Annotated in this window: 24 protein-coding genes; 12 read left to right on the top strand and 12 right to left on the bottom strand. The window is 72.0% G+C overall.

Going from position 1 to position 26,891, the window contains the following annotated elements; genetic code table 11:
• Positions 1–24: 24 nt before the first annotated feature.
• The gene (locus ACZ7NC_RS39685; RefSeq protein ID WP_471496115.1) at positions 25–417 is read left to right on the top strand and encodes a nitroreductase family deazaflavin-dependent oxidoreductase; all 393 of its coding nucleotides are present in this window, start codon (positions 25–27) and stop codon (positions 415–417) included.
• A gap of 32 nt (positions 418–449) precedes the next feature.
• On the opposite strand, the gene ACZ7NC_RS39680 is transcribed toward ACZ7NC_RS39685, so the two are convergent.
• From ACZ7NC_RS39680 to ACZ7NC_RS39655, 6 genes are all read right to left on the bottom strand, one after another.
• Positions 450–1,943, bottom strand: coding sequence for an aldehyde dehydrogenase family protein (locus ACZ7NC_RS39680; RefSeq protein WP_471496112.1), 1,494 nt, complete (start codon positions 1,941–1,943; stop codon positions 450–452).
• On the bottom strand, positions 1,940–3,670 hold the full coding sequence (locus ACZ7NC_RS39675) for an N-acyl-D-amino-acid deacylase family protein (RefSeq protein ID WP_471496110.1): 1,731 nt from the start codon (positions 3,668–3,670) through the stop codon (positions 1,940–1,942). The genes ACZ7NC_RS39680 and ACZ7NC_RS39675 overlap by 4 nt, the downstream gene beginning before the upstream one ends.
• Positions 3,671–3,719: 49 nt before the next feature.
• On the bottom strand, positions 3,720–4,838 hold the full coding sequence (locus ACZ7NC_RS39670; protein ID WP_471496108.1) for an LLM class flavin-dependent oxidoreductase: 1,119 nt from the start codon (positions 4,836–4,838) through the stop codon (positions 3,720–3,722).
• A 124-nt stretch (positions 4,839–4,962) separates the two neighbouring features.
• Positions 4,963–5,733, bottom strand: coding sequence for an SDR family NAD(P)-dependent oxidoreductase (locus tag ACZ7NC_RS39665; RefSeq protein ID WP_471496106.1), 771 nt, complete (start codon positions 5,731–5,733; stop codon positions 4,963–4,965).
• An 87-nt stretch (positions 5,734–5,820) separates the two neighbouring features.
• A complete protein-coding gene (locus tag ACZ7NC_RS39660) occupies positions 5,821–6,741 on the bottom strand; it encodes a TIGR03619 family F420-dependent LLM class oxidoreductase (protein WP_471496104.1) in 921 nt (306 codons plus the stop codon).
• On the bottom strand, positions 6,738–7,976 hold the full coding sequence (locus ACZ7NC_RS39655) for an amidohydrolase family protein (protein ID WP_471496102.1): 1,239 nt from the start codon (positions 7,974–7,976) through the stop codon (positions 6,738–6,740). Before ACZ7NC_RS39655 ends, ACZ7NC_RS39660 begins: the two co-directional genes overlap by 4 nt.
• Before the next feature lie 209 nt (positions 7,977–8,185).
• On the opposite strand from ACZ7NC_RS39655, the gene afsR reads away from it, so the two are divergent.
• The 3 genes from afsR (at position 8,186) to ACZ7NC_RS39640 (ending at position 13,132) form a co-directional block, all read left to right on the top strand.
• Positions 8,186–11,155: an SARP-family global regulator AfsR gene (gene afsR, locus ACZ7NC_RS39650; protein ID WP_471496100.1), complete on the top strand. Its 2,970-nt coding sequence runs from the start codon at positions 8,186–8,188 to the stop codon at positions 11,153–11,155.
• Between the two features lie 229 nt (positions 11,156–11,384).
• The gene (gene afsS, locus ACZ7NC_RS39645; RefSeq protein ID WP_471496097.1) at positions 11,385–11,582 is read left to right on the top strand and encodes a regulatory protein AfsS; all 198 of its coding nucleotides are present in this window, start codon (positions 11,385–11,387) and stop codon (positions 11,580–11,582) included.
• 182 nt (positions 11,583–11,764) lie between these two features.
• Entirely contained in the window at positions 11,765–13,132 is a 1,368-nt protein-coding gene (locus ACZ7NC_RS39640) for an O-antigen ligase family protein (protein ID WP_471496095.1), read from the top strand.
• A gap of 29 nt (positions 13,133–13,161) precedes the next feature.
• Here ACZ7NC_RS39640 and ACZ7NC_RS39635 read toward each other — a convergent pair whose 3' ends face one another.
• Positions 13,162–14,727, bottom strand: coding sequence for a FadD3 family acyl-CoA ligase (locus ACZ7NC_RS39635; RefSeq protein WP_471496093.1), 1,566 nt, complete (start codon positions 14,725–14,727; stop codon positions 13,162–13,164).
• Positions 14,728–14,818: 91 nt separating this feature from the next.
• On the opposite strand from ACZ7NC_RS39635, the gene ACZ7NC_RS39630 reads away from it, so the two are divergent.
• From ACZ7NC_RS39630 to ACZ7NC_RS39620, 3 genes are read left to right on the top strand one after another with little or no spacing between them, the layout of a single operon-like run.
• The gene (locus ACZ7NC_RS39630; RefSeq protein ID WP_471496090.1) at positions 14,819–15,967 is read left to right on the top strand and encodes a lipid-transfer protein; all 1,149 of its coding nucleotides are present in this window, start codon (positions 14,819–14,821) and stop codon (positions 15,965–15,967) included.
• Positions 15,968–15,974: 7 nt separating this feature from the next.
• Complete coding sequence (locus tag ACZ7NC_RS39625) at positions 15,975–16,391, top strand: Zn-ribbon domain-containing OB-fold protein (protein WP_471496088.1); 417 nt, start codon at positions 15,975–15,977, stop codon at positions 16,389–16,391.
• Positions 16,388–17,158: an enoyl-CoA hydratase/isomerase family protein gene (locus ACZ7NC_RS39620; protein ID WP_471496086.1), complete on the top strand. Its 771-nt coding sequence runs from the start codon at positions 16,388–16,390 to the stop codon at positions 17,156–17,158. The genes ACZ7NC_RS39625 and ACZ7NC_RS39620 overlap by 4 nt, the downstream gene beginning before the upstream one ends.
• Positions 17,159–17,306: 148 nt before the next feature.
• Here the strand turns inward: ACZ7NC_RS39620 and afsK are convergent, their stop codons facing one another.
• Both afsK and kbpA read right to left on the bottom strand, forming a co-directional pair.
• Positions 17,307–19,664 carry a protein serine/threonine kinase AfsK gene (gene afsK / locus ACZ7NC_RS39615; RefSeq protein ID WP_471496084.1) on the bottom strand — a complete coding sequence of 786 codons (2,358 nt, stop codon included), beginning with the start codon at positions 19,662–19,664 and terminating at the stop codon, positions 17,307–17,309.
• 245 nt (positions 19,665–19,909) lie between these two features.
• The gene (kbpA, locus tag ACZ7NC_RS39610) at positions 19,910–20,647 is read right to left on the bottom strand and encodes an AfsK-binding protein KbpA (RefSeq protein ID WP_471496082.1); all 738 of its coding nucleotides are present in this window, start codon (positions 20,645–20,647) and stop codon (positions 19,910–19,912) included.
• Between the two features lie 122 nt (positions 20,648–20,769).
• On the opposite strand from kbpA, the gene ACZ7NC_RS39605 reads away from it, so the two are divergent.
• Positions 20,770–21,417, top strand: a complete 648-nt coding sequence (locus ACZ7NC_RS39605; RefSeq protein ID WP_471496080.1) for a TetR family transcriptional regulator — start codon at positions 20,770–20,772, stop codon at positions 21,415–21,417.
• A 67-nt stretch (positions 21,418–21,484) separates the two neighbouring features.
• On the opposite strand, the gene ACZ7NC_RS39600 is transcribed toward ACZ7NC_RS39605, so the two are convergent.
• Positions 21,485–21,937, bottom strand: a complete 453-nt coding sequence (locus tag ACZ7NC_RS39600; RefSeq protein WP_383238485.1) for an Lrp/AsnC family transcriptional regulator — start codon at positions 21,935–21,937, stop codon at positions 21,485–21,487.
• Positions 21,938–22,019: 82 nt separating this feature from the next.
• Between ACZ7NC_RS39600 and ACZ7NC_RS39595 the strand changes: the two genes are divergently transcribed.
• Entirely contained in the window at positions 22,020–22,643 is a 624-nt protein-coding gene (locus ACZ7NC_RS39595) for a LysE family translocator (protein ID WP_471496078.1), read from the top strand.
• A gap of 3 nt (positions 22,644–22,646) precedes the next feature.
• Here the strand turns inward: ACZ7NC_RS39595 and ACZ7NC_RS39590 are convergent, their stop codons facing one another.
• Positions 22,647–23,138 (bottom strand): nitroreductase family deazaflavin-dependent oxidoreductase, encoded by a 492-nt coding sequence (locus ACZ7NC_RS39590; RefSeq protein ID WP_471496076.1) that lies wholly within the window; start codon positions 23,136–23,138, stop codon positions 22,647–22,649.
• Positions 23,135–24,322 carry an acyl-CoA dehydrogenase family protein gene (locus tag ACZ7NC_RS39585; RefSeq protein ID WP_471496074.1) on the bottom strand — a complete coding sequence of 396 codons (1,188 nt, stop codon included), beginning with the start codon at positions 24,320–24,322 and terminating at the stop codon, positions 23,135–23,137. Before ACZ7NC_RS39585 ends, ACZ7NC_RS39590 begins: the two co-directional genes overlap by 4 nt.
• A gap of 135 nt (positions 24,323–24,457) precedes the next feature.
• On the opposite strand from ACZ7NC_RS39585, the gene ACZ7NC_RS39580 reads away from it, so the two are divergent.
• From ACZ7NC_RS39580 to ACZ7NC_RS39570, 3 genes are read left to right on the top strand one after another with little or no spacing between them, the layout of a single operon-like run.
• Positions 24,458–25,636 (top strand): thiolase C-terminal domain-containing protein, encoded by a 1,179-nt coding sequence (locus ACZ7NC_RS39580; RefSeq protein WP_471496072.1) that lies wholly within the window; start codon positions 24,458–24,460, stop codon positions 25,634–25,636.
• Between the two features lie 34 nt (positions 25,637–25,670).
• Positions 25,671–26,096: a pyridoxamine 5'-phosphate oxidase family protein gene (locus ACZ7NC_RS39575; protein ID WP_471496070.1), complete on the top strand. Its 426-nt coding sequence runs from the start codon at positions 25,671–25,673 to the stop codon at positions 26,094–26,096.
• Between the two features lie 27 nt (positions 26,097–26,123).
• A complete protein-coding gene (locus ACZ7NC_RS39570; protein ID WP_471496068.1) occupies positions 26,124–26,801 on the top strand; it encodes a pyridoxine/pyridoxamine 5'-phosphate oxidase in 678 nt (225 codons plus the stop codon).
• The last annotated feature ends 90 nt before the right edge of the window (positions 26,802–26,891 follow it).

Here is a 26,891-nt window from a genome sequence, read left to right as displayed (position 1 = left end):
TACGAGACAGGAGAACCGCAAACCATGTCCGAACGCGCAGAGACCAGGTACCGGACCGTCAGGGCCTTCCAGCGGCGGCTCAACGCAGTGACGCGCCGCCTGCCGACCCAGACCCTGCTGGAGACCACGGGCCGCACCTCCGGCCTGCCCCGCCGCACACCGCTCGGTGGACGCCGGGTCGGCGACTCCTTCTGGCTGGTGTCGGAGTTCGGGGAGCGGTCCCAGTACGTGCGCAACATCAAGGCCGATCCGCGGGTGCGGGTGCGGATCAAGGGACGGTGGCACACCGGCACGGCGCATCTGCTGCCCGACGACGACCCGATCGCCCGGCTGCGCGGTCTGCCTCGGTTCAACAGCGCCGGGGTGCGGGCGTTCGGGGCGGACCTGCTGACGATCCGGGTGGACCTCACCGACTGACAGGTACGGCGCCGGTCAGGCCGGCGCCCCGCTCACCCCGGCCACACGATCGCCTGCACCTCGCTGTACGCGTGCAGGGCGTACGACCCGACGTCCCGCCCCACCCCGCTCCTCTTGAACCCGCCGAACGGCGCCTCCATGTTGCGCCCGACGGTGTTCACGCCCACTCCCCCGGCCCGCAGTCGCCGGGCGACCCGGAAGGCGCGGGCGATGTCACCGGACCAGACGTAGTCGATCAGGCCGTAGTCCGTGTCGTTGGCGAGGGCGACGCCCTCCTCCTCGTCGTCGAAGGGGATCACGGAGACGACCGGCCCGAAGATCTCCTCCCGGGCGACCCGCATGTCGTTGGTGCAGTCCGCGAGCAGCGTCGGCGCGACGTAGAAACCCCGCTCGTACGGCGGCCGTTCGCCCCCGGCCACCACGACCGCGCCTTCCTTGCGGCCCGTCTCCACGTACGACTCCACCCGCTCCCGGTGCTCCGCCGAGATCACCGGCCCGACGACCGTGGCCGCCTCGCGCGGATCGCCGACCGGCAACCGGCGTGCGTACGCGGCCAGTTGCTCGACCAGCCGGTCGTACACGCCCCGCTGGGCCAGCACCCGCGTCGGTGCGGTGCAGATCTGCCCGCTGTAGAAGGAGAACGTCGTCCCGATCCCGGCCACCGCCGACCCGAGGTCCGCGTCGTCGAAGACGACCGCCGCCCCCTTCCCGCCGAGCTCCATCAACTGCCGTTTCATGTCCCGCCCGCACGTCTCGGCGATGCGCTGCCCGACGGCCGTGGACCCGGTGAAGCTCACCATGTCGACGTCCGGGGACGACACGGCCGCCTCGCCCACCTCCGCCGAGCGCCCGGAGACCACGTTGACCACCCCGGCGGGCGCCCCCGCCGCCTCCAGCGCCTCCGCCATCCGGTAGACGGACAGCGGATCCTGCGGGGCGGGCTTCACCACCACGGTGTTGCCCGTGGCCAGCGCGGGAGCGATCTTGCCCGCCGGGTTGGCCCACGGGTTGTTGTACGACGTGATGCAGGTGACCACCCCGACGGGCTGCCGTACGGCCAGCGCGCCCATCACGCCGGCCCTCCCCGCCCCCACTGCCTTAAGGGCGTGGGAGGTGCCCCCACCGGCCTCGTTGATCTGCGGAGGGATCGCCCACTCGGCGGGCTCCACGCGCGCGTAGCGCCGGAACCGGGCCGCCCCGACGCCGACCTGCATGCCCCGGGCCGTGCCCGTGGTCGCCCCGGTCTCGGCCTGGGCGAGTTCGGCGTACGGCACCAGGTGGGCGTGGATGAAGTCCGCCGCCCGCGCCAGCACGGCCGCCCGCTCCTCCGGCGTCGTACGCGACCACGGCCCGAAGGCCTCGCGGGCCGCGGCACAGGCCGCTTGCACCTGATCCCGCGAGGCCTCGGGAGCCCGGCCGACGGTCTCCTCGGTGGCCGGATCGATGACGTCGTAATGGCCGTCGTCCGGCTCCACCCACGAGCCCCCCACGAACAACCGCTGCCGATCAGCGCCTTCGAGGCTCACCTGGTGGCCACCGTCCTGGTGTCCCGTCCCGAGCGCAGCACCCGCCCCGGCACGGCCCCGGTCACCACGTCGTCCCTGATCGCCTCGACCCCGTTGACCCACACGGCCCGCACTCCGATCGCCCTGGAGTCCAGGCGCGGACTGTCACCCGGCAGGTCGTGCACCAGGGTGGCCGTGCCGGCGTCGATCCGCTCCGGGTCGAAGAGCACCAGGTCCGCATGGAAGCCCTCCTGGATCCGGCCGCGTTCGCGCAGCCCGAAGAGCCGCGCGGGGTCGTCCGTCAGCATCTTGACGGCCTGCTCCAGGCTCGCGAGCCTGCGCCCGCGCAGACAGTCCCCGAGGAACCGGGTCGTGTACGGCGCCCCGCACATCCGGTCCAGATGCGCCCCCGCGTCCGAGCCGCCCAGCATGACGTCCTCGTGCTGCCAGGCCTCGGCACGCAGGGCCCAGGAGGCGGGGTCGTTGTCGGTGGGCATGGGCCAAAGGACCGTACGCAACTCGTCGGCGGCGCAGATCTCGACCAGGCACTGGAAGGGTTCCTGGCCGCGCTCGCGCGCGATGTCCTCCACGACCCGTCCGCTCAGGCCTCGGTTCGCCTCGCTGTAGGTGTCGCCGATGACGTACCGCCCGAAGTTGATCAGCCGCCGGAAGACGCCCGCCTCCTTGGACCCGGCGTGCCGCAGCAGCTCGGCCCGCACGTCGGGATCGCGCAGCCGGGCGATCCGCTCGGGCACCGGCAGCCCCAGGACCGGCCCCCAGCCGGGGATCAGGTTCAGCGCGCAGAAGGTGCCCAGTGACATGTTCATCGGCGTCAGGATCGGCATGGTCAGCGCCACGACCCGACCGCCTGCCTTGCGCGCCCGCTCACTCGCCAGCAACTGCCTGGGCACCCGCTCCGGCACGGCCGAGTCGATGGTCAGCACGTTCCAGTTCAGGGGCCGCCCGGCGGCGGCGCTCATCTCGACGAACAGGTCGATCTCGGCATCGCTGAACTGATCCAGACAGCCGGCGACGATCGCCTCGATCTGCGTCCCCTCGTGCTCCCCGACGGCCTTCGACAGCGCGAGCAGCTCGGCGGGCTCGGCATGCCGGGACGCCACGGGCTTCCCGTCCCCGTCGGAGTGGGTGGACGACTGGGTGGTGGAGAACCCCCAGGCGCCGGCGTCCATCGCGTCGTGGGCGAGGCGGAGCATGGCGGAGAGCTGCTCGTCGGTGGGCCGCCCGCCGACCGCGTCGGGGCCCATGACATAGCGCCTGAGCGCACAATGCCCCACCATGAACCCGGCGTTGACGGCGATCCGCCCTTCGAGGGCGTCCAGATACTCACCGAAGGAGTTCCAGCTCCAGGGCGCCCCTTCCTCCAACGCGACCAGCGACATGCCCTCGACCTTGGACATCATGCGGCGCGTGTAGTCGGCGTCGTCGGGCCGGGCCGGGTTCAACGGGGCCAGGGTGAACCCGCAGTTGCCGCCGGCGACCGTGGTCACCCCGTGGTTGAGGGACGGGGTCGCGTACGGATCCCAGAAGAGCTGGGCGTCGTAGTGGGTGTGGGGATCGACGAAACCGGGGGCGAGGACGAGCCCGGAAGCGTCCTCGGTCGTGCGGGCCTCCTCGGCGATCCGGCCTATGGCCGCGATACGACCGCCCCGTACACCCACATCAGCGGTGTAGGCGGGCGCGCCCGTCCCGTCGACGACGGCCGCGCCTTTGATGACGTGATCGAGCATGAGCCTTGCCTCCTTGGGCTCCGGGCGAGTGGAGATACCTCAGGGGCGCCTACGCGGCAGCCCGGAACCGGGAAGTCCGATGAACGGGATCCGTGTCGATCTTGGGAATGACGTGCTCCCCGATCAACCGGATCGTCTGCAACGTCTCCTCCTTCGGCACCCCCACCGGCAACCCGAAGCTCAACTGATCGGCCCCGGCCTGCTCCCACCGCTTGCACTGCCGCAGCACCTCGTCCGGATCCCCGCAGATCACGAGCTCCTCCTCGATCAGGAGCTCGACGAACTCCGCGGTGTACTCGGGCAGCGTCTCCGGCCACACCGGGAACCCCTCGGGCCGCGGGAACGTGTCGTGGTACCGGAACACCAGCGACGGCAGATAGTGCAGCCCGCCGTGCAGGGCGATGTCGATGGCCTCGGCGTGCGTCGGCGCGCAGATCGCCGTGGTCGTCACCATGACGTTGTCGTTGACGAAGTCACCGATCGGCTCGGCGTTCACGATCGCCGTCTTGTACTGCTCGAGCACCCACTCCATGTCGGAGACCTTCTGGATGCTGAAGCCGAGCACTCCGAGCCCCTTCTTCGCGGCCATCGCGTACGAGGGCGGCGACCCGGCGGCGTACCACATCGCGGGGTGCGACTTCCCGTACGGCTTCGGCAGGACCTTCCGCGGCGGCAGCTGCCAGTGCTTGCCCTGGAAGCCCACGTACTCGTCCTGCAGCCACATCTTCGGGAACTCGGCGATCGTCTCCTCCCAGATCTCCTTCGTGTAGTTCATGTCGGTGATCCCGGGGAGGAAGCCGAGGATCTCGTGCGACCCGGCACCGCGTCCGCTGCCGAACTCGAAGCGGTTGCCGCTGAGATGGTCGAGCATGGCCACCTTCTCGGCGACCTTCACCGGGTGGTTGACCTGGGCGAGCGGGTTGAAGATCCCGGAGCCCAGGTGGATCCGCTCGGTGGCGTGGGCCAGGTACCCCAGGAAGACGTCGTTCGCGGAGAGGTGCGAGTACTCCTCCAGGAAGTGGTGCTCGGAGGCCCACGCGTACTTGAAGCCGGACTTGTCCGCCTGGATGACGTACTCGGTCTCCTCCATCAGCGCCTTGTGCTCGGCGAGCGGGTCGGTCTCGGCACGCTTGCCCACATATCCCTGTACAAAGAGCCCGAATTCCAAGGAGGTTCACCGTCCCCAGTTGGTTTTCCGACGCATCTTCTGACGCATTTTCTGACGTACCGTCAGATTCACTTGCCGCCGACTGTGGCACCCCTCACTTGCACCGTCAATAGCTGACGGCACGTCAGATGACGCTCACCCCGGCCAGCCAGCCGCCGTCGATCACGAACGGCTGCCCGGTGATGTACGAGGAGTCGTCCGAGGTCAGGAACAGCGCGAGCCGCGCCACCTCCTCGGGGCGCCCGATCCGCCCCAGCGGCACGAGCTTGCGGTACAGCTCGTCCAGGGCCCGGCTCATCTCCCCCGCGTCCGCGTGCGGGTCCAGCCGCGCCGGGTTGGACATGGCGGTGTCGATCGCGCCGGGGCACATCGCGTTGACCCGGATGCCCCGGGGCGCGAGCTCCAGCGAGGCGACGCGGGTCAGGCCGAGGATGGCGTGCTTGGTCGCGGCATACGTGCCCACGGCCGCCATGCCCGTCACGGCCGTGTAGGAGGCGGTGTTGACGATCGTGCCGCCGTCCTCCATCTCGGGCGCCACGGTCTTGATGCCGAGGAAGCAGCCGACCTGGTTGACCCGCACGACCTGCATGAACTCGTCGAGAGGCGTGTCGACGAGGGAGTTGAAACGCAGGATGCCGGCGTTGCCGACGAGCCCGTCGATACGGCCGTACGCCTTCTTGGTGGCGGTGACCGCCGCGCGCCAGTCGTCCTCCTCGCCGACGTCCAGGTGGACGTACAGCGCCCCCAGCTCCTTCGCCAGCGCCTCGCCCTGCTCGTCGAGCACATCGGCCACGACAACGCGCGCCCCTTCGGCCACGAACAGCCGCGCCTCCTGCTCGCCCTGTCCGCGCGCGGCACCCGTGACGATGACCGTCCGTCCGTCCAGCTTGCCCATTACGGCCCCCTTCACACGGTGGACACGATGGAGTCCGCATCGTAGCGCCCTATCTGACAGATCGTCAGATACGTGCCTCACCTTCCTCTACAGCAGGGGCCGCACCTCCGCCCCGAACGCCGCTATCTGGTCGGTGAGTTCACCGCGGGCACGGCTGCGGAACCGCACCTGGATCTGGTCCACCCCCATCGCGCGGTACGCCCGCAGGGACTCGGCGAGGGCGTCCGGCGGCCCGGTGACCGTCCGGCGGCCGACGTCCCAGGCGGGTGTGCCGACGTACAGGGGCTCGACAATGGCGCCCATGACGTACGGCCCCTCGATGCCCGCTTCCTGCCGCAGCCGCCGTATCCGCGCGATCTGCCCGGGCAGCCGCTCGCGCGGGTCGCCCTGCGGCAGCCACCCGTCGCCCTTGAGCGCGGCCCGGCGCACGGCGGCCGGGGACGAGCCGCCGACCCAGACCGGGACGCGCTCCTGGGCGGGCCGTGGCAGCTGGCCCAGGCCCTCGAAGTCGTAGAGCTTGCCGTGGTGTTCGGGGAACTCCTCGGGCCCGAGGGCGGCGCGCAGGGCGTCGATCGACTCGTCCAGCACGGATCCGCGCCGCTCGAAGTCGACCCCCAGCGCCTCGAACTCCTCCCGTACGTGCCCGGCCCCGACCCCGAGGATCAGCCGGCCTCCGCTGAGGTGATCGAGGGTGGCGTACTGCTTGGCGGTCAGGAGGGGGTGCCGCAGGCCCACCACCGCCACATGGCTGAGCAGGCGTATGCGCTCGGTGGCGGCCGCGAGGAAGGCGAGCGTGGCGACGGGGTCGTACCAGACCGTGCTCATCGCGGCGGCCAGGCGGCGTGGGATGGCGACGTGGTCACAGCTCGCGAGGTACGCGAACCCGGCGCGGTCCGCGGCGCGGGCCACGGCCACCAGGTCCTCCGGGCCGGCGGCGGCCTCCCAGGGTTCGGCGTAGATCGTGCTCTGCGACTGGACGGGGAGCTGGATGCCGCACCTAAGGCTCACCGGGCACCGCCGCCCGGCCACAGCCCGTCGTCCGTGAGCCCCAGCAGCTCGATCGCGTTGCGCCGTACGATCCGGTCGACGACGTCGGCATCCAGGTGCCCCATCTGCGCCTCGCCGACCTCGCGGGACTTCGGCCAGGTCGAGTCGGAGTGGGGGTAGTCGGTCTCGTAGAGGACGTTGCCGACGCCGATGGAGTCGAGGTTGCGCAGACCGAAGGCGTCGTCGAAGAAGCAGCCGTAGACATGGTCGGCGAACAGCTCGGACGGCGGCCGGTGCACCTTGTCGGCGACCCCGCCCCAGCCCCGGTTCTCCTCCCACACCACGTCCGCGCGCTCCAGGATGTACGGGATCCAGCCGATCTGGCCTTCCGCGTACATGACCTTGAGGTTCGGGAAGCGCTCGAACTTGCCGCTCATCAGCCAGTCGACCATCGAGAAGCAGCAGTTGGCGAAGGTGATGGTGGAGCCGACGGCGGGCGGGGCGTCGGCGGAGGTGGAGGGCATCCGGCTGGAGGAGCCGATGTGCATGGCGACGACCGTGCCGGTCTCGTCGCAGGCGGCGAGGAACGGGTCCCAGTCGTCGGTGTGGACGGAGGGCAGCCCGAGGTGCGGGGGTATCTCGGAGAAGGCGACGGCGCGCACGCCCCGTGCGGCGTTGCGGCGGACCTCGGCGGCGGCCAGCTCGGCGTCCCAGAGCGGGATGAGGGTGAGGGGGATCAGCCGGCCCCGCGCGTCCGGGCCGCACCACTGCTCCACCATCCAGTCGTTGTAGGCCTGGACGCACAGCAGGCCCAGCTCGTGGTCCCGCGCCTCGGTGAAGGTCTGGCCGCAGAAGCGGGGAAAGGTCGGGAAGCAGAGCGCGGACTGGACGTGGTTGACGTCCATGTCGGCGAGGCGCGCGGGGACGTCGTAGGAACCCGGGCGCATCTGCTCGTAGGTGATGACCTCCAGCTTGATCTCGTCCCTGCTGTAGCCGACGGCGGTGTCGAGCCGGGTGAGGGGACGTTGCAGGTCCTCGTACACCCACCAGTCGCCGACCGGCCCGCCCTCGCCCGGCCGGCCCATGACGGGCTTGAACCGCCCGCCCAGGAAGGTCATCTCCTTCAGCGGCGCGCGGACGATCCGCGGACCGATGTCCCGGTACTTCTTCGGAAGCCGGTCCTGCCACACGGTGGGCGGCTCCACCGTGTGGTCGTCGACGGAGATGATCAGGGGAAACGTCGTCTCGGTGTCCATGGCGCTCACGGTAGCGCCGATCTGACGGTCCGTCAGCTATGTGGGGGCGGCGGTGGATTGGCGGTGGAGCGACCAGCGCAGTGCGAAGAGCGCGTGAGGGCCTTGTGATATCCCGCGCGCCCAGCTGTGATCACCCTCTCCACAGCTGACGCATCTGCCATGAACAAGGCAAACTGGCGGGGATGTAAACAGGTCCTAGGGGGACTGCGATGGACGGGGTACCGCGAGTGCCGGAGCAGAGGCGTCCCGGCTCCTCGGCAGACACGGCGGAGCAGGCGGGGGCGCTGCGCTTCAGTGTGCTCGGCCCGGTGCGCGCCTGGCGCGGCGAGGAACAGCTGGCCACCGGCTCCCCCCAGCAACGCGCCCTGCTCGCGGCCCTGCTGCTGCGCGAGGGCCGTACGGCGACCGCGGCGGAGCTGATCGACGCCCTGTGGGGCGAGGAGCCGCCTTCGCAGGCGCTGGCGGCGGTACGGACGTATGCCTCCCGGCTGCGGAAGGTGCTGGACGCCGGGGTCCTGGTGAGCGAGTCGGGCGGCTACGCGGTGCGGGGCCTGGCCGAGGGCGCGCTGGATCTGGCGGTGGCGCAGGAGCTGGCGACGGAGGCGGAGAAGGCCCGGGGCGCCGGGGATCTGTGCCATGCGCGGGAGGTGCTGGGGCGGGCGCTGACGCTGTGGGACGGCGAGGTGCTGGCGGGGGTTCCGGGGCCGTACGCGGAGGCCCAGCGGGTCCGCCTGGAGGAATGGCGCCTCCAACTCCTCGAATCCCGCCTGGACATGGACCTGGAGCAGGGCTGCCACGCCGAGGCCGTCTCGGAGCTGACGGCGCTGACGGCGGAGCACCCGCTGCGTGAGCGGCTGCGGGAGCTGCTGATGCTGGCGCTGTACCGCAGCGGCCGGCAGGCGGAGGCGCTCGCTGTGTACGCGGACACGCGGCGGCTGCTCGCGGACGAGCTGGGCGTGGACCCGAGGCCGGGTCTGCGGGAGCTCCAGCAGCGGATCCTGCGGGCGGACCCGGGTCTCGCGGAACCGTCGGCTCCGGTGGCCGAACCGGCCGCGGCCCCGGTGCGTCCGGCCCAGCTCCCCGCCACCGTCCCGGACTTCACCGGGCGGTCGGCCTTCGTGCGCGAGCTGAGCGAGGTACTGGCGTCCGCCTCCGGGAACGAGGGCCGGGTGATGGCCGTGTCGGCGCTGGCCGGCATCGGCGGCGTCGGCAAGACGACGCTCGCGGTGCATGTGGCGCACCAGGCCCGCGCGGCCTTCCCCGACGGACAGCTCTACGTCGACCTCCAGGGCGCGGGCCAGAGAGCGGCGGAGCCGGAGACGGTACTGGGCTCGTTTCTCCGCGCCCTGGGCACGGCGGACTCGGCGATCCCGGACTCGCTGCAGGAGCGGGCGGCGCTGTACCGCTCGCTGCTGGACGGCCGCCGGGTGCTGGTCCTGCTGGACAACGCCAAGGACGCGGCCCAGGTACGGCCGCTGCTGCCGGGCACGGACGGCTGCGCGGCGCTGGTGACGTCCCGGGTGCGGATGGTGGACCTCGCGGGTGCCCATCTCGTGGACCTGGACGTGATGTCCCCGGACGAGGCGCTCGCCCTGTTCACGAAGATCGTGGGCGAGGAGCGGGTGGCGTCCGAGCGGGATGCCGCGCTGGACGTCGTCGCGGCGTGCGGCTTCCTGCCGTTGGCGATCCGCATCGCGGCGTCCCGGCTGGCGGCCCGCCGCACCTGGACGGTGTCGGTACTGGCGGCCAAGCTCGCGGACGAGCGGCGCCGGCTGGACGAACTCCAGGCCGGGGACCTCGCGGTGAAGGCGACCTTCGAGCTGGGGTACGGCGCCCTGGACCCGGCCCAGGCACGCGCGTTCCGGCTGCTGGGGCTGGCCGACGGCCCGGACATCTCCCTGGCCGCCGCCGCCGCGGTGCTGGACCTCCCGGCGGAGGACACGGAGGACCTGCTGGAGGCCCTCGTGGACACCTCACTGCTGGAGTCGGCGGCACCCGGCCGCTACCGGTACCACGATCTGGTGCGACTCTACGCGCGTGCGTGCGCGGAACGGGACGAGTGGCCGCCGAGCGAGCGGGACGCGGCGTTGTCGCGGTTGCTGGACTTCTATCTGGCCACGACCGCTCAGGTGTACGCGATCGAGCACCCCGGGGACCGGCTGACCGACGACCTGGAACCCACCCGCTATCCAGGGCTGCGCTTCACCGAGGGGACGGCGGCCCTCGACTGGCTGTACACGGAGGCCGGGCAACTGCTGGCCTGCGTACGGCAGGCGGCGGGGACGGAGCGGCTGCGGCGGGCCGTGGATCTGCTCTGGGCGGCGAAGGACCTGACGGAGTCCGGGGCCAACTCCCATCAGTACGAGATGACGGCGAGGGCGACCTGCGAGGCGACCCGGGCCGTCGGCCACGAACGGGCGGAGGGCAGGGCGCGTACGGTGCTCAGCGATGTGCTGCTGGTCTCCGGGCGGATCCAGCCGGCCGAGCGGGAGGCCCGCGTCGCCATGGAGCTCGCGGGGAGCGCGCAGGACGCCACCGCCGTCAGCTGGGTGGCCAACAACCGGGGACTGATCTGCCTGCACGAGAGCCGGTTCGCCGAGGGAAAGGTCTTCTTCGACCAGGCGCTCGAAGGCCTGCGCGCAGCGGGGAACCGGCCCTTCGAGGCCACCGTCCTCGGCAATCTGTCACGGGCCCACCTGGGCATGGGCAACATCGCGAAGGCCGTGGAGATGGCGCAGCACGGGCTCGACGTGCACACCGAGATCGGCCGGACGGTGCGCCTGGCCAACGGTCACTTCGCGCTGGGCGTCGCCCTGACCCGCGCGGGCCGTTACAGCGAGGCGCTCAGCAGGTTCTCCGACGCCCTCGGCATCTTCAACGACCATCGGCAAAGGCTCTGGGAGGGCGTCACGCACTTCCGCATCGCCGAGGTGCACGCGGCCGACCGGCGCCCGGCGCAGGCCGCCCAGCACGCCGAACAGGCGCTGGCGCTGGGCTGCATCGGCGGTGACCGGATGCAGGGCAACGTGCTGACTCTGCTGGGGCGTTCGCTCGCCGCACTCGGTCAGGCGGACCGGGCGCAGGCGTGCTGGCGTGAGGCGCTCAACCTGTACGAGCAGAACGGCGCCGCGGAGGCCGACGAGGTGCGCGCGCTGCTCACCTCGGCCGCTGCCGCATAGGGCTCAGGTCTCTGACGACTTGGGTCCTGACCAGCGGGTTGTCGGCGTTCAGCGTTCGTTTATCTCCGCCTGACAGTCTCATACCCGTCGGACCGTCGCGTCGGGGGGCAGACGGTCGGACCCGGAGCCCGACCGATTACTGTGCGGCTCCGAACGCCCGTCCGGCAACCCGCGGGGGAGTTTCCGGACGGGCGTTCTCACTCATCGACAAGAAGAGGAACACGAGCCCATGAGCGACAAGAAGCAGGACCCCACGGTCTCTCCGGACAACAACGCCATGCCCGGCGAGCCCGCCACCGAGGACGAGCAGATCACCACGCTCAACAACGCCATGCCCAGCGGGCCCGCCACCAAGGACGAGCAGATCACCACGCTCAACAACGCCATGCCTGCCGGTCCGGCGGTCCTGGACCTGAACGACAAGTAGGCCTCACCCACACGGGGATCGGCCGCGGCGGCCCGGAGGGGAGTCGCCGCGGCCGAGGTGTGTCCGGGGGCTTCCGGCCGGTGTACGGTCCGCGGTGCGCCATGCCGCGTCCCCGCATCCTCTGCGCGCCGTTCCCCCTTCCGACACCCGGCCGTCGTACCCGACCGCCACGCTCGGGTGTCATGGCATCCGAGCAGAGCGCGGCGGCGGGCGCCGGACAGCCGTCGGCGCTCGTCAAGTTCGTTCAGTTCGTTCAGTTCGTTCCGCTGGGCGCGGCGGCCGTCGTGCTGCTGGACTCCGCCACGGACTTCTTCCCCGACGACCCGCTCGCGGGGATCCTGACGCCGACGCGGCTCGCCCTGCTGCTCGGGATCGTCGCCCTCGTCGTCCCCGTTCGCGGACGGCCACGGGCGCGGCTGCGGGACTTCCGGACTCGGCTGGACCTGCCCGTCGGGCTGCTGGTCGCCGTGTCGGCCGCGGCGACGTACCGCGGCGGGCACCCCACCGCTCCGCTGCGCGGCCTGCTGACCGTCATCGCCTGCTACTACCTCGTGGTCGGCCTGCGCCGCACCCAGCCCGAGTCATGGCGGGCGATCGGCCTCCTCGCGCTGACCGGTGTCGCGGCGGCCGCCACCAGCGCGTTCTCCCAGGTGACCAATGAGACCCCGACCGGCTTCTGCCGCACCGGCCTGCTCACCGACATCGCCTGCGACGCGGGCGGCGACGGCATCCTGATCCGCGCCACCGGCACCTTCTCCAACCCGAACCTGCTGGCCGCCTTCCTGGTGCTGCTCCTGCCGTTCGCGCTGCTCGCCGCCGTGTGTGTCGACGAGCGCACGGCCCGTACGGCGATCGTCGTGCTCGTGGTGATCGGATACGGCGCCCTGCTGACCACCTTCTCCCGCGCCGGCTATGTCGCCGCCGCCGCGGGGCTCCTCGTCCTCGGCGGCGCCTACTGGCTGGCGCCCAGGATCGCCGACCGCGCGCAACGCCGGCTGTTCACGGTCCTCGGCGCCGTCGCCCTGCTCGGCGCGGCCGGCGCCATCTGGGCCGTGTCCCGGGCCGGGAACTCCCTGGGTGTGCGGGGTCAGGCCTGGGAGGCCGCGCTCCAACTGGCCGCCGACAACCCGCTGGGCGTCGGACTCGGCCGCTCCGGCGTCGTCATATCCGCCGCCGCGCCCGGCGAACGGACCTTCGTCCACGCCCACAACCTGTGGCTGAACTGGCTGGTGGAGGCCGGCCCGCTCGGGCTCCTCGCCATCACCGCCACAGCCGTGATCGGCGTGTCCTGCGCGGCCCGCGCGGCCCGCGCGAAGTCGGTGATCGGAACGGTCGGTCTGGCAGCCCTCACCGGCTTCTTCCTGATGAGCATGATGGACCACCCGGCCAACCTGGACCGCATCGACGCCCTGCTCTGGTTCGCCCTCGCGGTGGTCATGGCCGAGGCCCCGGCCACCTGGCGCAACGGCCGGGGCGCCGCCCTCGCCCCCGTCCCGACCCAGCTGAAGCGGCCCCGTCACGGCCCGCAGCGCGTCGGCGCCGCCTCCTGACGCCCCTCCCCGGACGCCCGGCCGACTCGTCAACTCCTTCCGCGCAGCTCCCCCTTGACCACCTTCCCACTGGCGTTCCGCGGCAGCTCCCCCACGAACTCCACCGCCCGCGGCACCTTGTAGTTCGCCATCTCCCGCCGCGCCCACGCGATCAGGTCGTCCCCGGTCAGCACCGCTCCCGGCCGACGGACCACGAACGCCTTCCCGGCCTCCCCCAGCCGCGGATCGGGTACGCCGATCACCGCGACGTCCGCGACATCCGGGTGCAGCCCCAACATCTGCTCTATCTCGGCCGGGTACGCGTTGAAGCCGCCGACGATGAACATGTCCTTGATGCGGTCGGTGATGCGCAGGTTGCCCGCTTCGTCCAGCACCCCGACGTCGCCGGTCCGCAGCCACCCCCGCTCCGTCAGCACCTCGGCGGTGGCCGTCTCGTCCTCGTAGTAGCCCCGCATGACGTTGAAGCCGCGGACCAGGACCTCGCCGGGTTCGCCGACCGGTGCCTCGACGCGCACCTCCGTGCCAGGTATCGCGCGGCCCGACGTCGAGGCGATGACCGACGGGTCGTCGCCGCGCCGGCACATCGTCACGATGCCGCTGGCCTCCGAGAGGCCGTACGCCGTCAGGACCGTCTCCACGCCCAGTTCCCCGCGCAGGCGCTCCACCAGCCGCAGGGGCACGACCGCCGCCCCGGTCACCACCAGCCGCAGCGCCGAGAGGTCGTAGGCGTCCCGCGCCGGGTGGTCCAGCAGCGACTGGTGCAGGGTCGGGGGGCCCGGCAGCACCGAGACCCGTTCGGATGCGATGTTCGCGAGGGCCGTGTGCACGTTGAACACCGGCTGGGGGATCATCGTCGCGCCCCGCATCAGACAGGCGATCACCCCGGCCTTGTAGCCGAAGGTGTGGAAGAAGGGGTTCACGATGAGGTAGCGGTCGCCCTGGCGCAGACCCGCCAGGTCGCTCCACACCTCGTACGCCCGCAGCGTCTGCGCGTGGGTGATCACCGCGCCCTTCGGGCGGCCCGTCGTACCGGAGGTGAAGACGATGTCCGACGGCCAGGACCCGGCCACCGCCTCGGCCCGGGCCCGCACCTCGGCCTCGGCCACCCCGTCCCCGCTCGCCAGGAAGTCCTTCCAGGTACGGAAGTCGGCCGGGGCGTCGTCCGACAGCACCACCACCTGCTCCAGCTCGGGCAGCGCCGGACCCTCCGCGACCGCCCGCCGCAGCGACGCGACATACGACGTCCCCAGGAACGTGCCCGTCACGAACAGCAGCCGCGCCCCGCTCCGGCGCAGCACATCGGCCGCCTCCCCGCCCTTGAAGCGCGTGTTCAGCGGCACCAGCACCGCCCCCGCCGACACCGCCCCCAGCGCCGCGACGATCCAGTCCAGGGTGTTCGGGGCCCAGATGGCGACCCGGTCGCCCGGCGCGATCCCGTTGGCCACGCAGGCCGCCGCCGAACGCTCGACGCGGGCGCCCAGGTCGGCGTACGAGATCCTGGTGCGCCCCTCCACCACCGCCTCGACGTCCGGGTACCGCTCGGCCGCGGAGCGGACGAGTTCCGGAATGCTGCCCCACTCCAAGTCACCGCGCACAACAGCCTCCAGACCGCTAGCTGACTGTCCGTCAGATTAGCTGTAGCCTGACGCTCTGTCAGCAGCCGCTTCATCATGCGGAGGTGCGCACATGGCCGGACTCAAGGACGCCACCGCCATCGTCGGCATCGGACAGACCCCCTTCGCCAAGCACCTCCCCGAGGACGAGAGGACCCTCGCGTGCCGGGCCGTCCTCGCCGCCCTCGACGACGCCGGTATCGCACCCGGAGAGGTCGACGCCCTCGCCTCCTACACCATGGAGGAGACCGACGAGGTGGAGCTGGCGAAGGCGGTCGGCCTCGGTGACCTCACCTTCTTCAGCAAGGTCGGGTACGGCGGCGGCGGTTCGTGCGCCACCGTCGCGCACCTCGCCGCCGCCATCGCCACCGGGCAGGCGTCGGTCGGCGTCGCCTGGCGCTCCCGCAAGCGCGGCAGCGGGCCCCGGCCCTGGCGCAACACCACGGCCCAGCTGCCCACGCCCGCCCAGTGGACCCGGCCGTACGGCCTGCTGCGCCCCGTCGACGAGATCGCGATGCTCGCCCGCCGCTATATGCACGAGTACGGCGCGACGCGCGATCACCTGTTCAACGTCGCCCTCGCCTGCCGGAACCGGGCCAACCAGAACCCGGACGCGATCATGTACGACCGGCCGCTGACCCGCGAGATGTACATGACCTCCCGGTGGATCAGCGAGCCGCTCTGCCTCTTCGACAACTGCCTGGAGACGGACGGGGCGTTGGCGTGCGTCATCGTCAGCAGGGAACGCGCCCGCGACTGCCGTCACACCCCCGCCTACGTCCACTCCGCCGCCCAGGGCCTGCCCGCCCAGCACCACGGCATGGTCAACTACTGGAACGACGACCCGCTCACCGGCCCCGCCTGGACCGCGGCCCGGCATCTGTGGAAGCACGCCGACTTCACTCCACAGGATGTGGATGTCGCCCAGATCTACGACGCGTTCACGGCACTGATACCGCTCTCGCTGGAGGGCTACGGCTTCTGCGGAAGGGGCGAGGGAGGGGCGTTCACCGAGGGGGGCGCCCTGGAGATCGGGGGGCGGCTGCCCCTCAACACCGGGGGCGGCGGGCTCAGCGAGGCCTACGTCCACGGCTTCAACCTCATCAACGAGGGCGTCAAGCAGCTCCGCGGCACCAGCACCGCCCAGGTCCCCGGCGCCGCCACCTGCCTCGTCACCGCCGGTGAAGGCGTCCCCACCTCCGCGCTGCTCCTGAGGAGTTGATCGAAGGATGCTCTCCCCCGTCACCGACCCCGACGGCGCCCCCTTCTGGCAGTACGCCGCCCGGGGCGAACTGCGCGTCCAGGCCTGCGCCGGCTGTGGCGAAGTGCGCTTCCCGCCCCGCCCCTGCTGCCCGCACTGCCAGTCCTTCGCGAGCGAGTGGCGGCGGGTCGGCGGATCCGGCCGTATCTGGTCGTACGTCGTCCCCCATCCGCCGCTCCTCGCCGACTACGCGGAGCAGGCCCCGTACAACGTCGTCGTGGTCGAACTGACCGACGCGCCCCGTATCCGCCTGGTCGGCAATCTCGTCACCGGCCCCGACGCGCCGCTCGACTCCTTCCCCCCGGACCGGATCCGCATCGGCGCCAAGGTCCAGGCCGTCTTCAGCGGCACCGGGCTGCCCCGGTGGGTCCTGGAGCGCCCATGAGCCTCGACGTCACGGCCGACAAGGACACCGGCGTAGCCGTCGTCACCCTCGACCGGCCCGACCGCCTCAACGCCATCGACCTCACGATGCGGGACGAACTCGTCGCGGCCTGGCGGGAACTGCGGTTCGACGACGCCGTACGGGCCGTCGTCCTCACCGGCGCCGGCGAGCGGGCCTTCTGCACGGGGCTGGACCGGGACGCCGTGGTCCCGCAGCCCAACTCGCCCTACATGACGGACGATCCACTGCTGCGGGTCGGGCCGAAGTCCAACGACCTGTGGAAACCGGTCGTCGCCGCCGTGACGGGAATGGCCTGCGGGGGCGCCTTCTATCTGCTGGGCGAGGCCGACTTCCTCGTCGCCGACCCGACCGCCGCCTTCTTCGACCCGCACACCACCTACGGCATGGTCAGCGCCTACGAGTCGATGCTGATGGCGCTGCGCATGCCGTACGGGGAGGCCGCGCGGACGGCGCTGATGGGAAGCGCCGAGCGACTGTCGGCGCGGCGGGCCCATGAGATCGGGCTGGTCTCCGAAGTCACCGAGCCCGGTGCGGCGTTGGCCGCCGCCGTCGACTGTGCGACGGTGATCGCCGGGTATCCGGCCAAGGGCGTGCAGGGGACCGTACGGGCGCTGTGGGCGACCAGGGAGGCGGCCCTGGCGCAGGCGTTCGCGCAGGCGCCGCACCTGATCGCGCTCGGGAACCTGTCGGGCGAGAGGCAGGAGGAGCTGTTCCGGGCGCGGGGCCGCGGGTTCAGGACACGGTGAGCCGCGGCCGCGTGGCGGGGGGTGCTCACCGGGCGTAGCGTCTCGTGTATGAGCGGTGAAGACAGCCGCTCGCCAGGGACGGCCGCCGTTCCGGAACCCTTCCGTGACCCGGCACGACGGCCGTCACAACCGCCCTGCCGGCGGAGCGCTACGCGGTGCGCGCCGTGCCCGTGCCCTTCTCCGCGTCCAGCGCGTACACACAGCGGTCCTTGCTGCACGCGTACACGACCCCGTCCCGCACCACCGGGGAGCCGGTGATCTCGCCGCCGGTGGCGAGCTTCCATCTGAGCCGGCCGTCGTCGGCCTTCAGGGTGTACAGCAGGTGGTCGGTGGAGCCGAAGTGGATCCGGCCCTCCGCGACCGCCGGGGCCCCCACGAGGTCACCGCCGGCCTGGAAGCGCCACTTCGGCGTCCCGGTGACCGCGTCCAGCGTGTACAGACCCTTGCCGCTGCCGACGTGCACATGGCCCGCGGCCACCAGCACCGGCTCGATCGAGGACCGCGACTCGGTGGCGATGCGCCAGCGGTCGCGGCCGTCGGTGGCGTCCAGGGCGTAGACCGTGCCGAGGTAGTCGGCGAGATACACACCACCGCCGGTCACCGCGGGGCCCGGTACGAAGGTCGGCGGGCACAGGAAGACCGCGGGGGCCTCGAAGTGCCAGCGCACATGACCGCTCATCACATCGAGCGCGAGCACCCGCGTCCCGGCGGAGACGTACACATGGCCGTCGTGCGCCTGCGCCACCCGCACCGGCACCCCGCCGCAGGAGGCGGCGTCGCCGATCGGATACGACCAGCGCTCGTCGCCGGTCCGGGCGTCCAGGGCCTTCAGCCGGGCGTCCTGCCAGACGTACACCGTGCCGTCGTGGAGCGCCGGGCCGGCCTCCGGGGACTCGAAGTCGGTCTGCGCCCCGGTGATCTCCCACAGCTTCTGCCCGTTCGAGGCCTCCCAGGCCTGGACGCCGCCGCCGCGCGTGCCGGTGATGACCGTGCCCCGCTCGGCCTTGAGGGAGTACACCCAGGCGTCCGTCTGCAACCGCCACAGGTCCGCGCCCTCGCGGCACTCCAGGGCGAACAGGGTCGGGCCGTCGGAGGCGTGGATACGGCCGTCCGCGACCGCCATCGACCAGGCCACGTCCCGCGTCTTGAAGCGGCGGCGCCCGGTGGCCACGTCGAGCGCGTGCACCTCGAAGGAGGTGACGTAGACGAGGTCGTCGGCGACGGAGGGGGTGCCCCAGACGTCGTTCGACATACGGAAGCGCCAGGGCCGCCAGCCGGCCGCGGGCTCGGGGTGCGCCGGCGGCGCCGGTACGGCGGGGCCCACGGCAGGGTCGGTGCCGTTGACGCCGGGGCGGGGCTTGGCCCAGGAGGCGACCAGGCCGGCCTCCGGCGGGGGCGCCTGGAGGGCGGCGGCACGGGCGTCGGCGACGCGGGGGCCGGGGCCGATCGGGACCGCGGCGCCGGCCAGGCGGACGGGGCCGGTGTCGGGGGCGCCGACCGGGACGGGCGCGGGCTGCGGGATCACCGGGTCGCGCGAGGGCGGAGGCGGCACGGGCGCGGCGACACGGCCGCCGCTGCGGCCGGAGGACGGCGAGGGCTTGGCCGCCGGACGGCCGCCCCGGCGCGACTCGATCAGGCCCACGGCCCGCTCGGGCAGCCACGCGGACGCCGTACCGCTGTCGTCGGAGCCGGAGCCGAAGAGATGGGGGGCGAGCTGGGCCTGGAGGTCGGCCGGGTTGGGGCGGGCCGTGGCCTCCATCTGCATACAGGACTCGATGAGCGGGCGCAGCTCGTCCGGGAGGCCTTCGAGGTCGGGGCCCTCACGCAGCAGCATGAAGACCGTCTCGACCGGGTTGGCGCCGTGGAACGGGGGGTGTCCGGTGGCGGCGAACACCAGCATCGAGCCGAGCGAGAAGACATCGCTCGCGCCGGTCACGCTGCGGGAGTCCTTCGCCTGCTCCGGGGACATGTAGGCGGGCGTGCCGACGGCGACATTGGTCATCGTCAAACGGGTGTTCGACACGCCGGACGCGATACCGAAGTCGATGACGCGGGGGCCGTCCTCGACCACGAGCACGTTGGACGGCTTCAGGTCGCGGTGCACGAGACCGGCGCCGTGGATGGACTGCAGGGCCTCCGCCACACCCGCCGCCAGCCAGCGCACCGCCTGGGCCGGGAGCGGCCCGCACTCGTTCACTATCTCCTCGAGGGAGGGCGCGGGGACGTACGCGGTGGCCAGCCACGGCACGGCGGCGCGCGGGTCGGCGTCGACGACCGCGGCCGTGTAGAAGCCGGAGACCGCCCGGGCCGCCTCCACCTCGCGCGTGAAGCGGACGCGGAACAGCTGGTCCTCGGCGAGTTCCGTACGCACGGTCTTGATCGCCACGCGCCGGCCCGAAGCCGAGCGCGCGAGATAGACCAGCCCCATGCCGCCGGCACCCAGCCGTCCGAGCACCTCGAACGGCCCGATCCTGCGCGGATCGTGCTGCGTCAGCTGATCCACCACTTGCCTGCCACCTCCCCGTACGGGCCCCGTCATCCAGATATGTACGCGACCCCGTGCAGCGTCTCACCACCGCACCGCCTTGGCGGCACGCACCCCGATTCTTCCTGTCCGAGGGCGTGGTTGCGAACCCGGGGGCGGAACGGGGTGTCTTGGGACAAAACCACACTCCCACTGCCGCGGAAAGCGCCGGTTCGCATAGTGGGACGCCGGAGGTAAGAGTGTGGTCAGCGTTCCTTGGGTTCCACTCAGCGCTCCAGAACCGCGAAGGACGCCCCCTGATCGTCGGTCACCACGGCGACCTTGCCGTACGACGTTTCGAAGGGCGGCACCTGCACCCGCCCGCCGAGCCGGGTCACCGTGCCGAGGATCTCCTCGCAGTCCGCCACCCGGAAGTGGACGACGAAATGGGGCGGCATCATCTCCGGGAACACCTCGGAGACGCCCGCGCGGCCGAAGTCGGGCTTGGCGTCCGGCCCGAACAGGGCGTCCCGGAAGAGCTCGCCGTAGAAGGCGTTGGCGCCCTCGGTGTCCCGGGCGTACAGCTGCGCCCAGGCGAAGGTGCCGGTCTCGTGCCGTCGGCCGAAGCCCGGGTGGCTGCCCGCCTGCCAGAGCGCGAAGACGGCACCCTCGGGGTCGGTGACCAGCGCCGCTGCGCCCAGTCCCGCTCCGATCTGCACGGGCGGGATGACCACCTGCCCGCCCGCCCCGCGGATCCGCTCCCCCAGCGCCCAGGCGTCCGGGGTGGCGAAGTACACCGTCCACACGGAGGGCAGCCGCCCGTCCGCCTTGCGGGCGAGCGCGGCGACGCGATCACCGTCCAGGCGGGCCCATACGGTGGAGTCGTACGCCTCCTCGAAGTCCCATCCGAAGAGCTCGCCGTAGAACCGCTTGCCCGCCGCCACATCGGAAAGCTGCGCGTCCACCCAGCACGGAACGCCCTCCGCGTATCCCGTTCCGTTCACGGATGCCCTGTTTTCGGCCATGCGGCAAAAGTAACGGCGTCTTCCGCACCGCGCAGACCAGGCACACCAGCCTCGCGATCCCCGAGCACCCCATTTGCAGTCGGCCGAATCGCGCCCCGATCACGCCTCGGTAAGCTGACGGCATGACAGGACAAGTGCGTACCGTCGACGGCCGTGTGGCGGGTCGGCGTGGGCAGGCGACCCGGCAGAAGCTGCTCGACTGCCTCAGCGAGATGCTCAGCTCCTCCCCGTACCGGGACGTCAAAGTCATCGATGTCGCCCGGAAGGCGGGCACTTCGCCCGCGACCTTCTACCAGTACTTCCCGGACGTCGAGGGCGCCGTCCTGGAGATCGCCGAGCAAATGGCCGCCGAGGGCGCCTCCTTGACCGAGCTCGTCGAGGGCCGCAGCTGGGTCGGCAAGGCCGGCTGGCAGACGGCGCAGGAACTCGTCGACGGGTTCCTGGAGTTCTGGCGCAGGAACGACGCGATCCTCAGGGTCGTCGACCTCGGCGCGTCCGAGGGCGACAAGCGGTTCTACAAGATCCGCATGAAGATCCTGAACTCCGTCAACAACTCCCTGGCGGAAGCGGTCACTCAGCTGCAGGCCAAGGGCAAGGTCGACAAGGACGTCAACCCGGCCGCGGTCGCGGGTTCGATCGTCGCCATGCTCGCGGCGGTGGCCTCGCACCAGAAGGGCTTCCAGACCTGGGGCGTCAAGCAGGCCGAACTCAAGCCGAACCTGGCCCTGTTGGTGCATCTGGGTGTGACCGGCAAGAAGCCGACGAAGTAGCTCCCTGGTTCAGCAAGTCCTGTCTGGCAGGCGGCGGCTCACCCGACGTGGGCCGCCGCCTGCCGCGCTATGCGGGCAGCGGACGATCTCTCACGACGTGCTTCATCACCAGCGTCGAGGTGAGCCGCTGCACCCCCGGCAGTGTCGCCAGCCGCTCGTCGTACAGCCGTTGGAAGGCGGCGAGGTCGGCGGTGGCCACCCGCAGCAGGTAGTCGGGCTCGCCGAACAGCCGTTGCGCGTCCAGGACGTGGGGGATGTCCGCGATCGCCCGCTCGAACCCGGCGACCGTGTCCCGGTCCTCCTGCCGCATGGACACGAAGACCAGCGCCTCGAAGGTCAGCCCCACCGCCGCCGGCTCCACCACCGCCCGGTAGCCGCTGATCGCCCCCGACCGCTCCAGCTCCCGCAGCCGCCGGTGGCACGGCGAGACGCTCAGCCGCACCCGCCCGGCCAGCTCGGTCACGGTCAGCCGCCCGTCCTGCTGCAGCTCGGCAAGAATCTTCCGGTCCACGTCGTCCATGAAGAAGATATTTGCTCACAACTCGCGATCATGAGCAAACTTCGACAACACTTTCGGGCCATTCCCGCCTAATGTCCCCACCATGGACTCCGGACTGCTCCTCTCCTTCCTCGCCATCGACCTGCTGCTCGTCTGCGTACCGGGCGCCGACTGGGCGTACGCGATCTCCGCCGGCCTGCGTGAGCGCTCGCCGGTGATGGCGGTGACGGGCCTGGTCGCCGGGTACGCGCTGCACACGGTCCTCGCGGTGGCGGGCCTTGCGGTACTGGTGGCGAGCGAGCCGGGCCTGCTGACCGTGCTGACGGCCGCCGGCGCCGCGTATCTGGTCTGGCTGGGGTGGGGGGTGCTGCGCCGGCCGGGCACCCCGGGCGCGGCCGAGGAGACGGTGGCCACGAGCCCGGCCCGGGCCTTCCTGCGAGGCGCCACGATCAGCGGCCTGAACCCCAAGGGCCTGCTGCTCTATCTGTCCGTGCTGCCGCAGTTCCTGCTGATGAAGGGCGACCACATCCCGGTCCCCGCCCAGACCGCCGTACTCGGCCTGCTCCACATGGCGTGCTGCGCCGCCGTCTATCTCACGGTGGGCCTCGGGGCCCGCGCGGTCCTCGGCGCCCGCCCCGCGGCGGCGCGCGCGGTCACCCGCACTTCGGGGGCGGCGATGCTGGGGATCGGCGCGTTCCTGCTGGTACAGCGCCTGGCGACGCTGTAGCGGTCACTGCCGTCCGAGGTCCTCGTCCCGGCGGACGATCCTGAAGAGCCGGATCTCCCTCTCCACCCGGGCCTGATACGTGGCGTACGGCGGCCAGAACCGGAGCACAGTCTTCCAGGTGGCCGCCCGCTCCTCGCCCTCCAGCAGCCTGGCCGTGACGGGGATGTCGGTGCCCTTCCAGCTGACCTCGGCGTCGGGGTGGGCCAGCAGGTTGGCGGTCCAAGCCGGGTGGCCGGGGCGGCCGAAGTTGGAGCCGATGAGGATCCAGGAGCGGCCGCCGTCCTCGGGCATGCACGCGAGCGGCGTGCGGCGGGGCAGCCCGCTGCGGGCGCCCGTCGAGGTCAGGATCACGCCGGGCAGCATCTGGGCGCTGAGCAGCACCTTCCCGCGGCTGAGCCGGTGGACGGCACGGTCGAGCGCCGGGATCAGATGGGGGGCGACCTTGGCGAAGCCCCGAGTCGACGACACCTTCTGCACGAGCCGCACGCCGATCACACCGCCACCTCCTGGGCGTCGAAGAGCCGGGCGGTGTCGGCGGCGTACGCCCGGAGCCGGTGGACCGGCCCGAAGAGCAGTTCGTCGCCGGCGGCCCGCTTGAAGTACAGGTGCGCCTCGTGCTCCCAGGTGAAACCGATGCCGCCGTGCAGCTGGATCCCCTCGGCGGACGCGATGCGCAGCGCTTCCAGGGCCTGCGCGAGGGCGAGCCCGCCCACGCGTTCCCCTTGCGGGACGGCCCAGGCCGCGTAGTAGGCGGCCGAGCGCGCCGCCTGCACCGCCACGTACACGTCCGCCAACCGGTGCTTCACCGCCTGGAAGGACCCGATCGCCCGCCCGAACTGCTCCCGCTGCCCGACGTGTTCCACCGTCCGCTCCAGCGCCCGGTCGGCGGCCCCCACGGCCTCGCAGGCGAGGACGGCGGCGGCGGTGTCGCCGACGGCTGCGAGGGCGGCGAGGACGTCCTCACCGTCCGCCTCTCCGAGCAACTCCGCAGCCACGTCCCGCAGTTGGATCCGCCCCTGCGGCCGGGTGGCGTCCAGTGCGGTCTGCCGTATGCGTACGACCCCGGCCGCGTCTCCCGCCACCAGGAACAGCAGCGTCCGCGACCGCGCGAACCCCCCGGCGTGCGCGGCGACCACCAGCAGCCCCGCGCCGTGCCCGTCGAGCACCTGGTCGACCTGCCCGTACAGCCGCCAGCCCCCGTCCACCCGCCGCGCCTGCACACCCCCGGCCCGCCCGCCCCCGGCCCACTCGCCGCCGCCCGCGCCGGTGAGGCGGAGGGCGGTGGCGAGCGCGGTCCCGGGGACGGCGAGGGTGGCGGTGAGCGTGCCGGAGGCGAGGCGGGGCAGCACCTCGGCGCGCTGGGCCCCGGTGCCGAGGGCGGCGATCAGCGGGGCGGCGAGGACACAGGTGGCGAGCAGCGGTGAGGGAGCCAGCACCCGTCCCGTCTCCTCGCAGGCGAGGGCGAGTTCGGTCGCCGAGCAGCCGACACCGCCGTATGCCTCGGGAAGGTCGAGGCCGGGCAGGCCGAGCTGTTCGGCGAGGGCGGTCCACAGGGCCGGGTCGTGTCCGGTGGGGGTGTCGAGGGCCGTGCGCAGTTCGCGGGGGCCGCAGCGGCTGTGCAGCAGCTCGCGGAGGGCGCGGCGGATCTCGTCCTGCTCGGGGGTGAAGCTGGCGTCCATGGGCTCTTCCCTCCGGCTCTTCCCCTCGGATCTGACGGTCCGTCATATTAGGAGGGCCGCAACGAGATGCCCAGAGGTTGGACGCACAGGGGTTGGACGCACAGGGGTTGGACGCACAGAGGTTGGAGGCCTCGCATGACTCCCGGGAGCCGGAAAGTCGCCGTCGTCGGAGTGGCCCTCTCCGACTGCGGCCGGGTGGACGACGCCACGCCGTACGCCCTGCACGCCCAGGCGGCCCGCCGCGCACTGGCCGACGCGGGACTGGGCCGGGAGGTGGTGGACGGCTTCGCGTCCGCCGGTCTCGGCACCCTGGCCCCCGTGGAGGTGGCCGAGTACCTGGGCCTGCGCCCCACCTGGGTCGACTCCACCTCCGTCGGCGGTGCCACCTGGGAGGTCATGGCGGCCCACGCGGCGGACGCGATAGCCGCCGGCCACGCGAAGGCGGTGCTGCTGGTCTACGGCTCGACCGCCCGCGCGGACATCAGGGCGGGCCGGCGGACCGGGAACCTGTCCTTCGGGGCACGCGGCCCGCTGCAGTTCGAGGTCCCCTACGGCCACACGCTGATCGCCAAGTACGCCATGGCCGCCCGCCGGCACATGATCGAGTACGGCACGACGATCGAGCAGCTGGCCGAGGTGGCGGTCCAGGCGCGGGCGAACGCGGCCCTGAACCCGGAGGCGATGTTCCGGGACCCGATCACCGTTGACGACGTCCTGTCCGGCCCGATGATCGCCGACCCCTTCACCAAGCTGCACTGCTGCATCCGCTCCGACGGCGGCGCGGCGGTGCTGCTGGCCGCCGAGGAACTCGTACGGGACTGCCGTACGCCACCGGTGTGGATCCTCGGCACCGGGGAGCATGTCTCGCACTCCGCGATGTCCGAGTGGCCCGACTTCACCACGGGCCCGGCGGCGGTGAGCGGGCGGCTCGCCTTCGAGCGGGCCGGGGTACGGCCGCGGGAGATCGACTTCGCGGAGATCTACGACGCCTTCACCTATATGACCCTAGTGACGCTGGAGGACCTCGGCTTCTGCCGGAAGGGCGAGGGCGGGGGGTTCGTGGCGAAGGGGCGGCTGCTGGTGCGGGGCGGGGAGTTGCCGGTGAACACGGACGGGGGCGGCCTTTCCGCCCAGCATCCCGGGATGCGGGGGCTGCTTCTGCTCGTGGAGGCGGTACGGCAGTTGCGCGGGGAGGGCGGGGAGCGTCAGGTGTGGGGGCGGGGCGGGCGGGGGGAGCTGCCTCGGCTGGGGGTGGCTTCGGCGACCGGGGGATGGTTCTGCTCGTCGGGGACGTTGGTGCTGGCGAGGGAATGAGACGATCGCCGAGCCGTTCGAGAGGACACAGGCAATGGCCCTGACCCGCGAAGAGCGTGAAGAGTTCCTGGCCCGACCCCATGTCGCCGCGCTCGCGGTGGACGCCGGCGCGGGGCGCGCTCCGCTGACCGTGCCGATCTGGTACCAGTACGAGCCCGGTGGCGACGTATGGATCATGACGGGGCTGGATTCCCGCAAGAACCGGCTGATCCAGCCGGCGGGCCGCTTCTCCCTGATGGTCGACCAGCTGGATCCCACGATCCGGTACGTGTCGGTCGAGGGGCCGATCATCAAGACGGCCCCCGCCACGATCGACCAGCTCCGGGAGATCTCGGCCCGCTACCTCCCGGCCGAGAAGGTCGACGGCTATGTCGACTTCGCCTGGAAGAACCACGGCGAGCAGGTGGTCATCCATATGCGGCCCGAGCGGTGGGTCTCTTCGGACCTCGGGCAGGTGTGAGCCGGCCCGGCACGTGACAATCGGGGCATGGGAACGGATCTTCATGAGTTGCTGAGGTCGCTGCGGGTGTGGGACGTGGAGCTGCCCTCCTTCGACCCGGCGGCCGCACCCGCCGACCCGCTCGCCCTCTTCACGACCTGGTTCGCGCAGGCCGTCGCGGCCGGGCAGGTCGAGCCGCACACGATGTCCCTCGCCACGGCGGACGAGGAGGGCCTGCCGGACGTACGGACCGTGATGCTGCACGGCGCCGACACCTCCGGCTGGTCCTTCGCGACCCACGCCGGCAGCCGCAAGGGCCGCCAACTCGCCGCCCGCCCGCACGCGGCCCTCGGCTTCTACTGGCCGGCGCAGGGCCGCCAGGTGCGTCTGAGAGGCACCGTGACGGCGGCCCCGTCCGCCGACTCCCAGGCCGACCTGCACGCCCGCTCGACCGGCGCGCTGGCGGCGGCCCTGACCGGCCGCCAGAGCGAGGTGCTCTCCTCGCTGGAGGAGTTGGCGCGGGAGTCACGGTCGGCCTGGGAGCGGGCCCAGCGCGAACCGGACGCCCCGGTCCCGTCCTGGACCCTCTACCGCCTGCGCCCCGAGGAGGTGGAGTTCTTCCAGGGGGACGCCGCCCGACGGCATGTACGGCTGCTCTATCGCCGTACGGAAGAGACGGGCGCGACGGGGGAGGAGGGCTGGGTGAGGGAACTGCTCTGGCCCTAGGTGTGTTGTCCGGGCAGGTTGGTGACGCGGCTGGCTGGGGTGTGGCCGCTGATGCCGGTGTGGGGTCGGTGGTAGTTGTACCAGTCCAGC

The sequence above is a fragment of the Streptomyces sp. NPDC111802 genome, assembly GCF_055634335.1.
The sequence above is the reverse complement of the archived record's forward strand: the minus strand, read 5'-3'. Positions and strand labels throughout refer to the sequence as shown.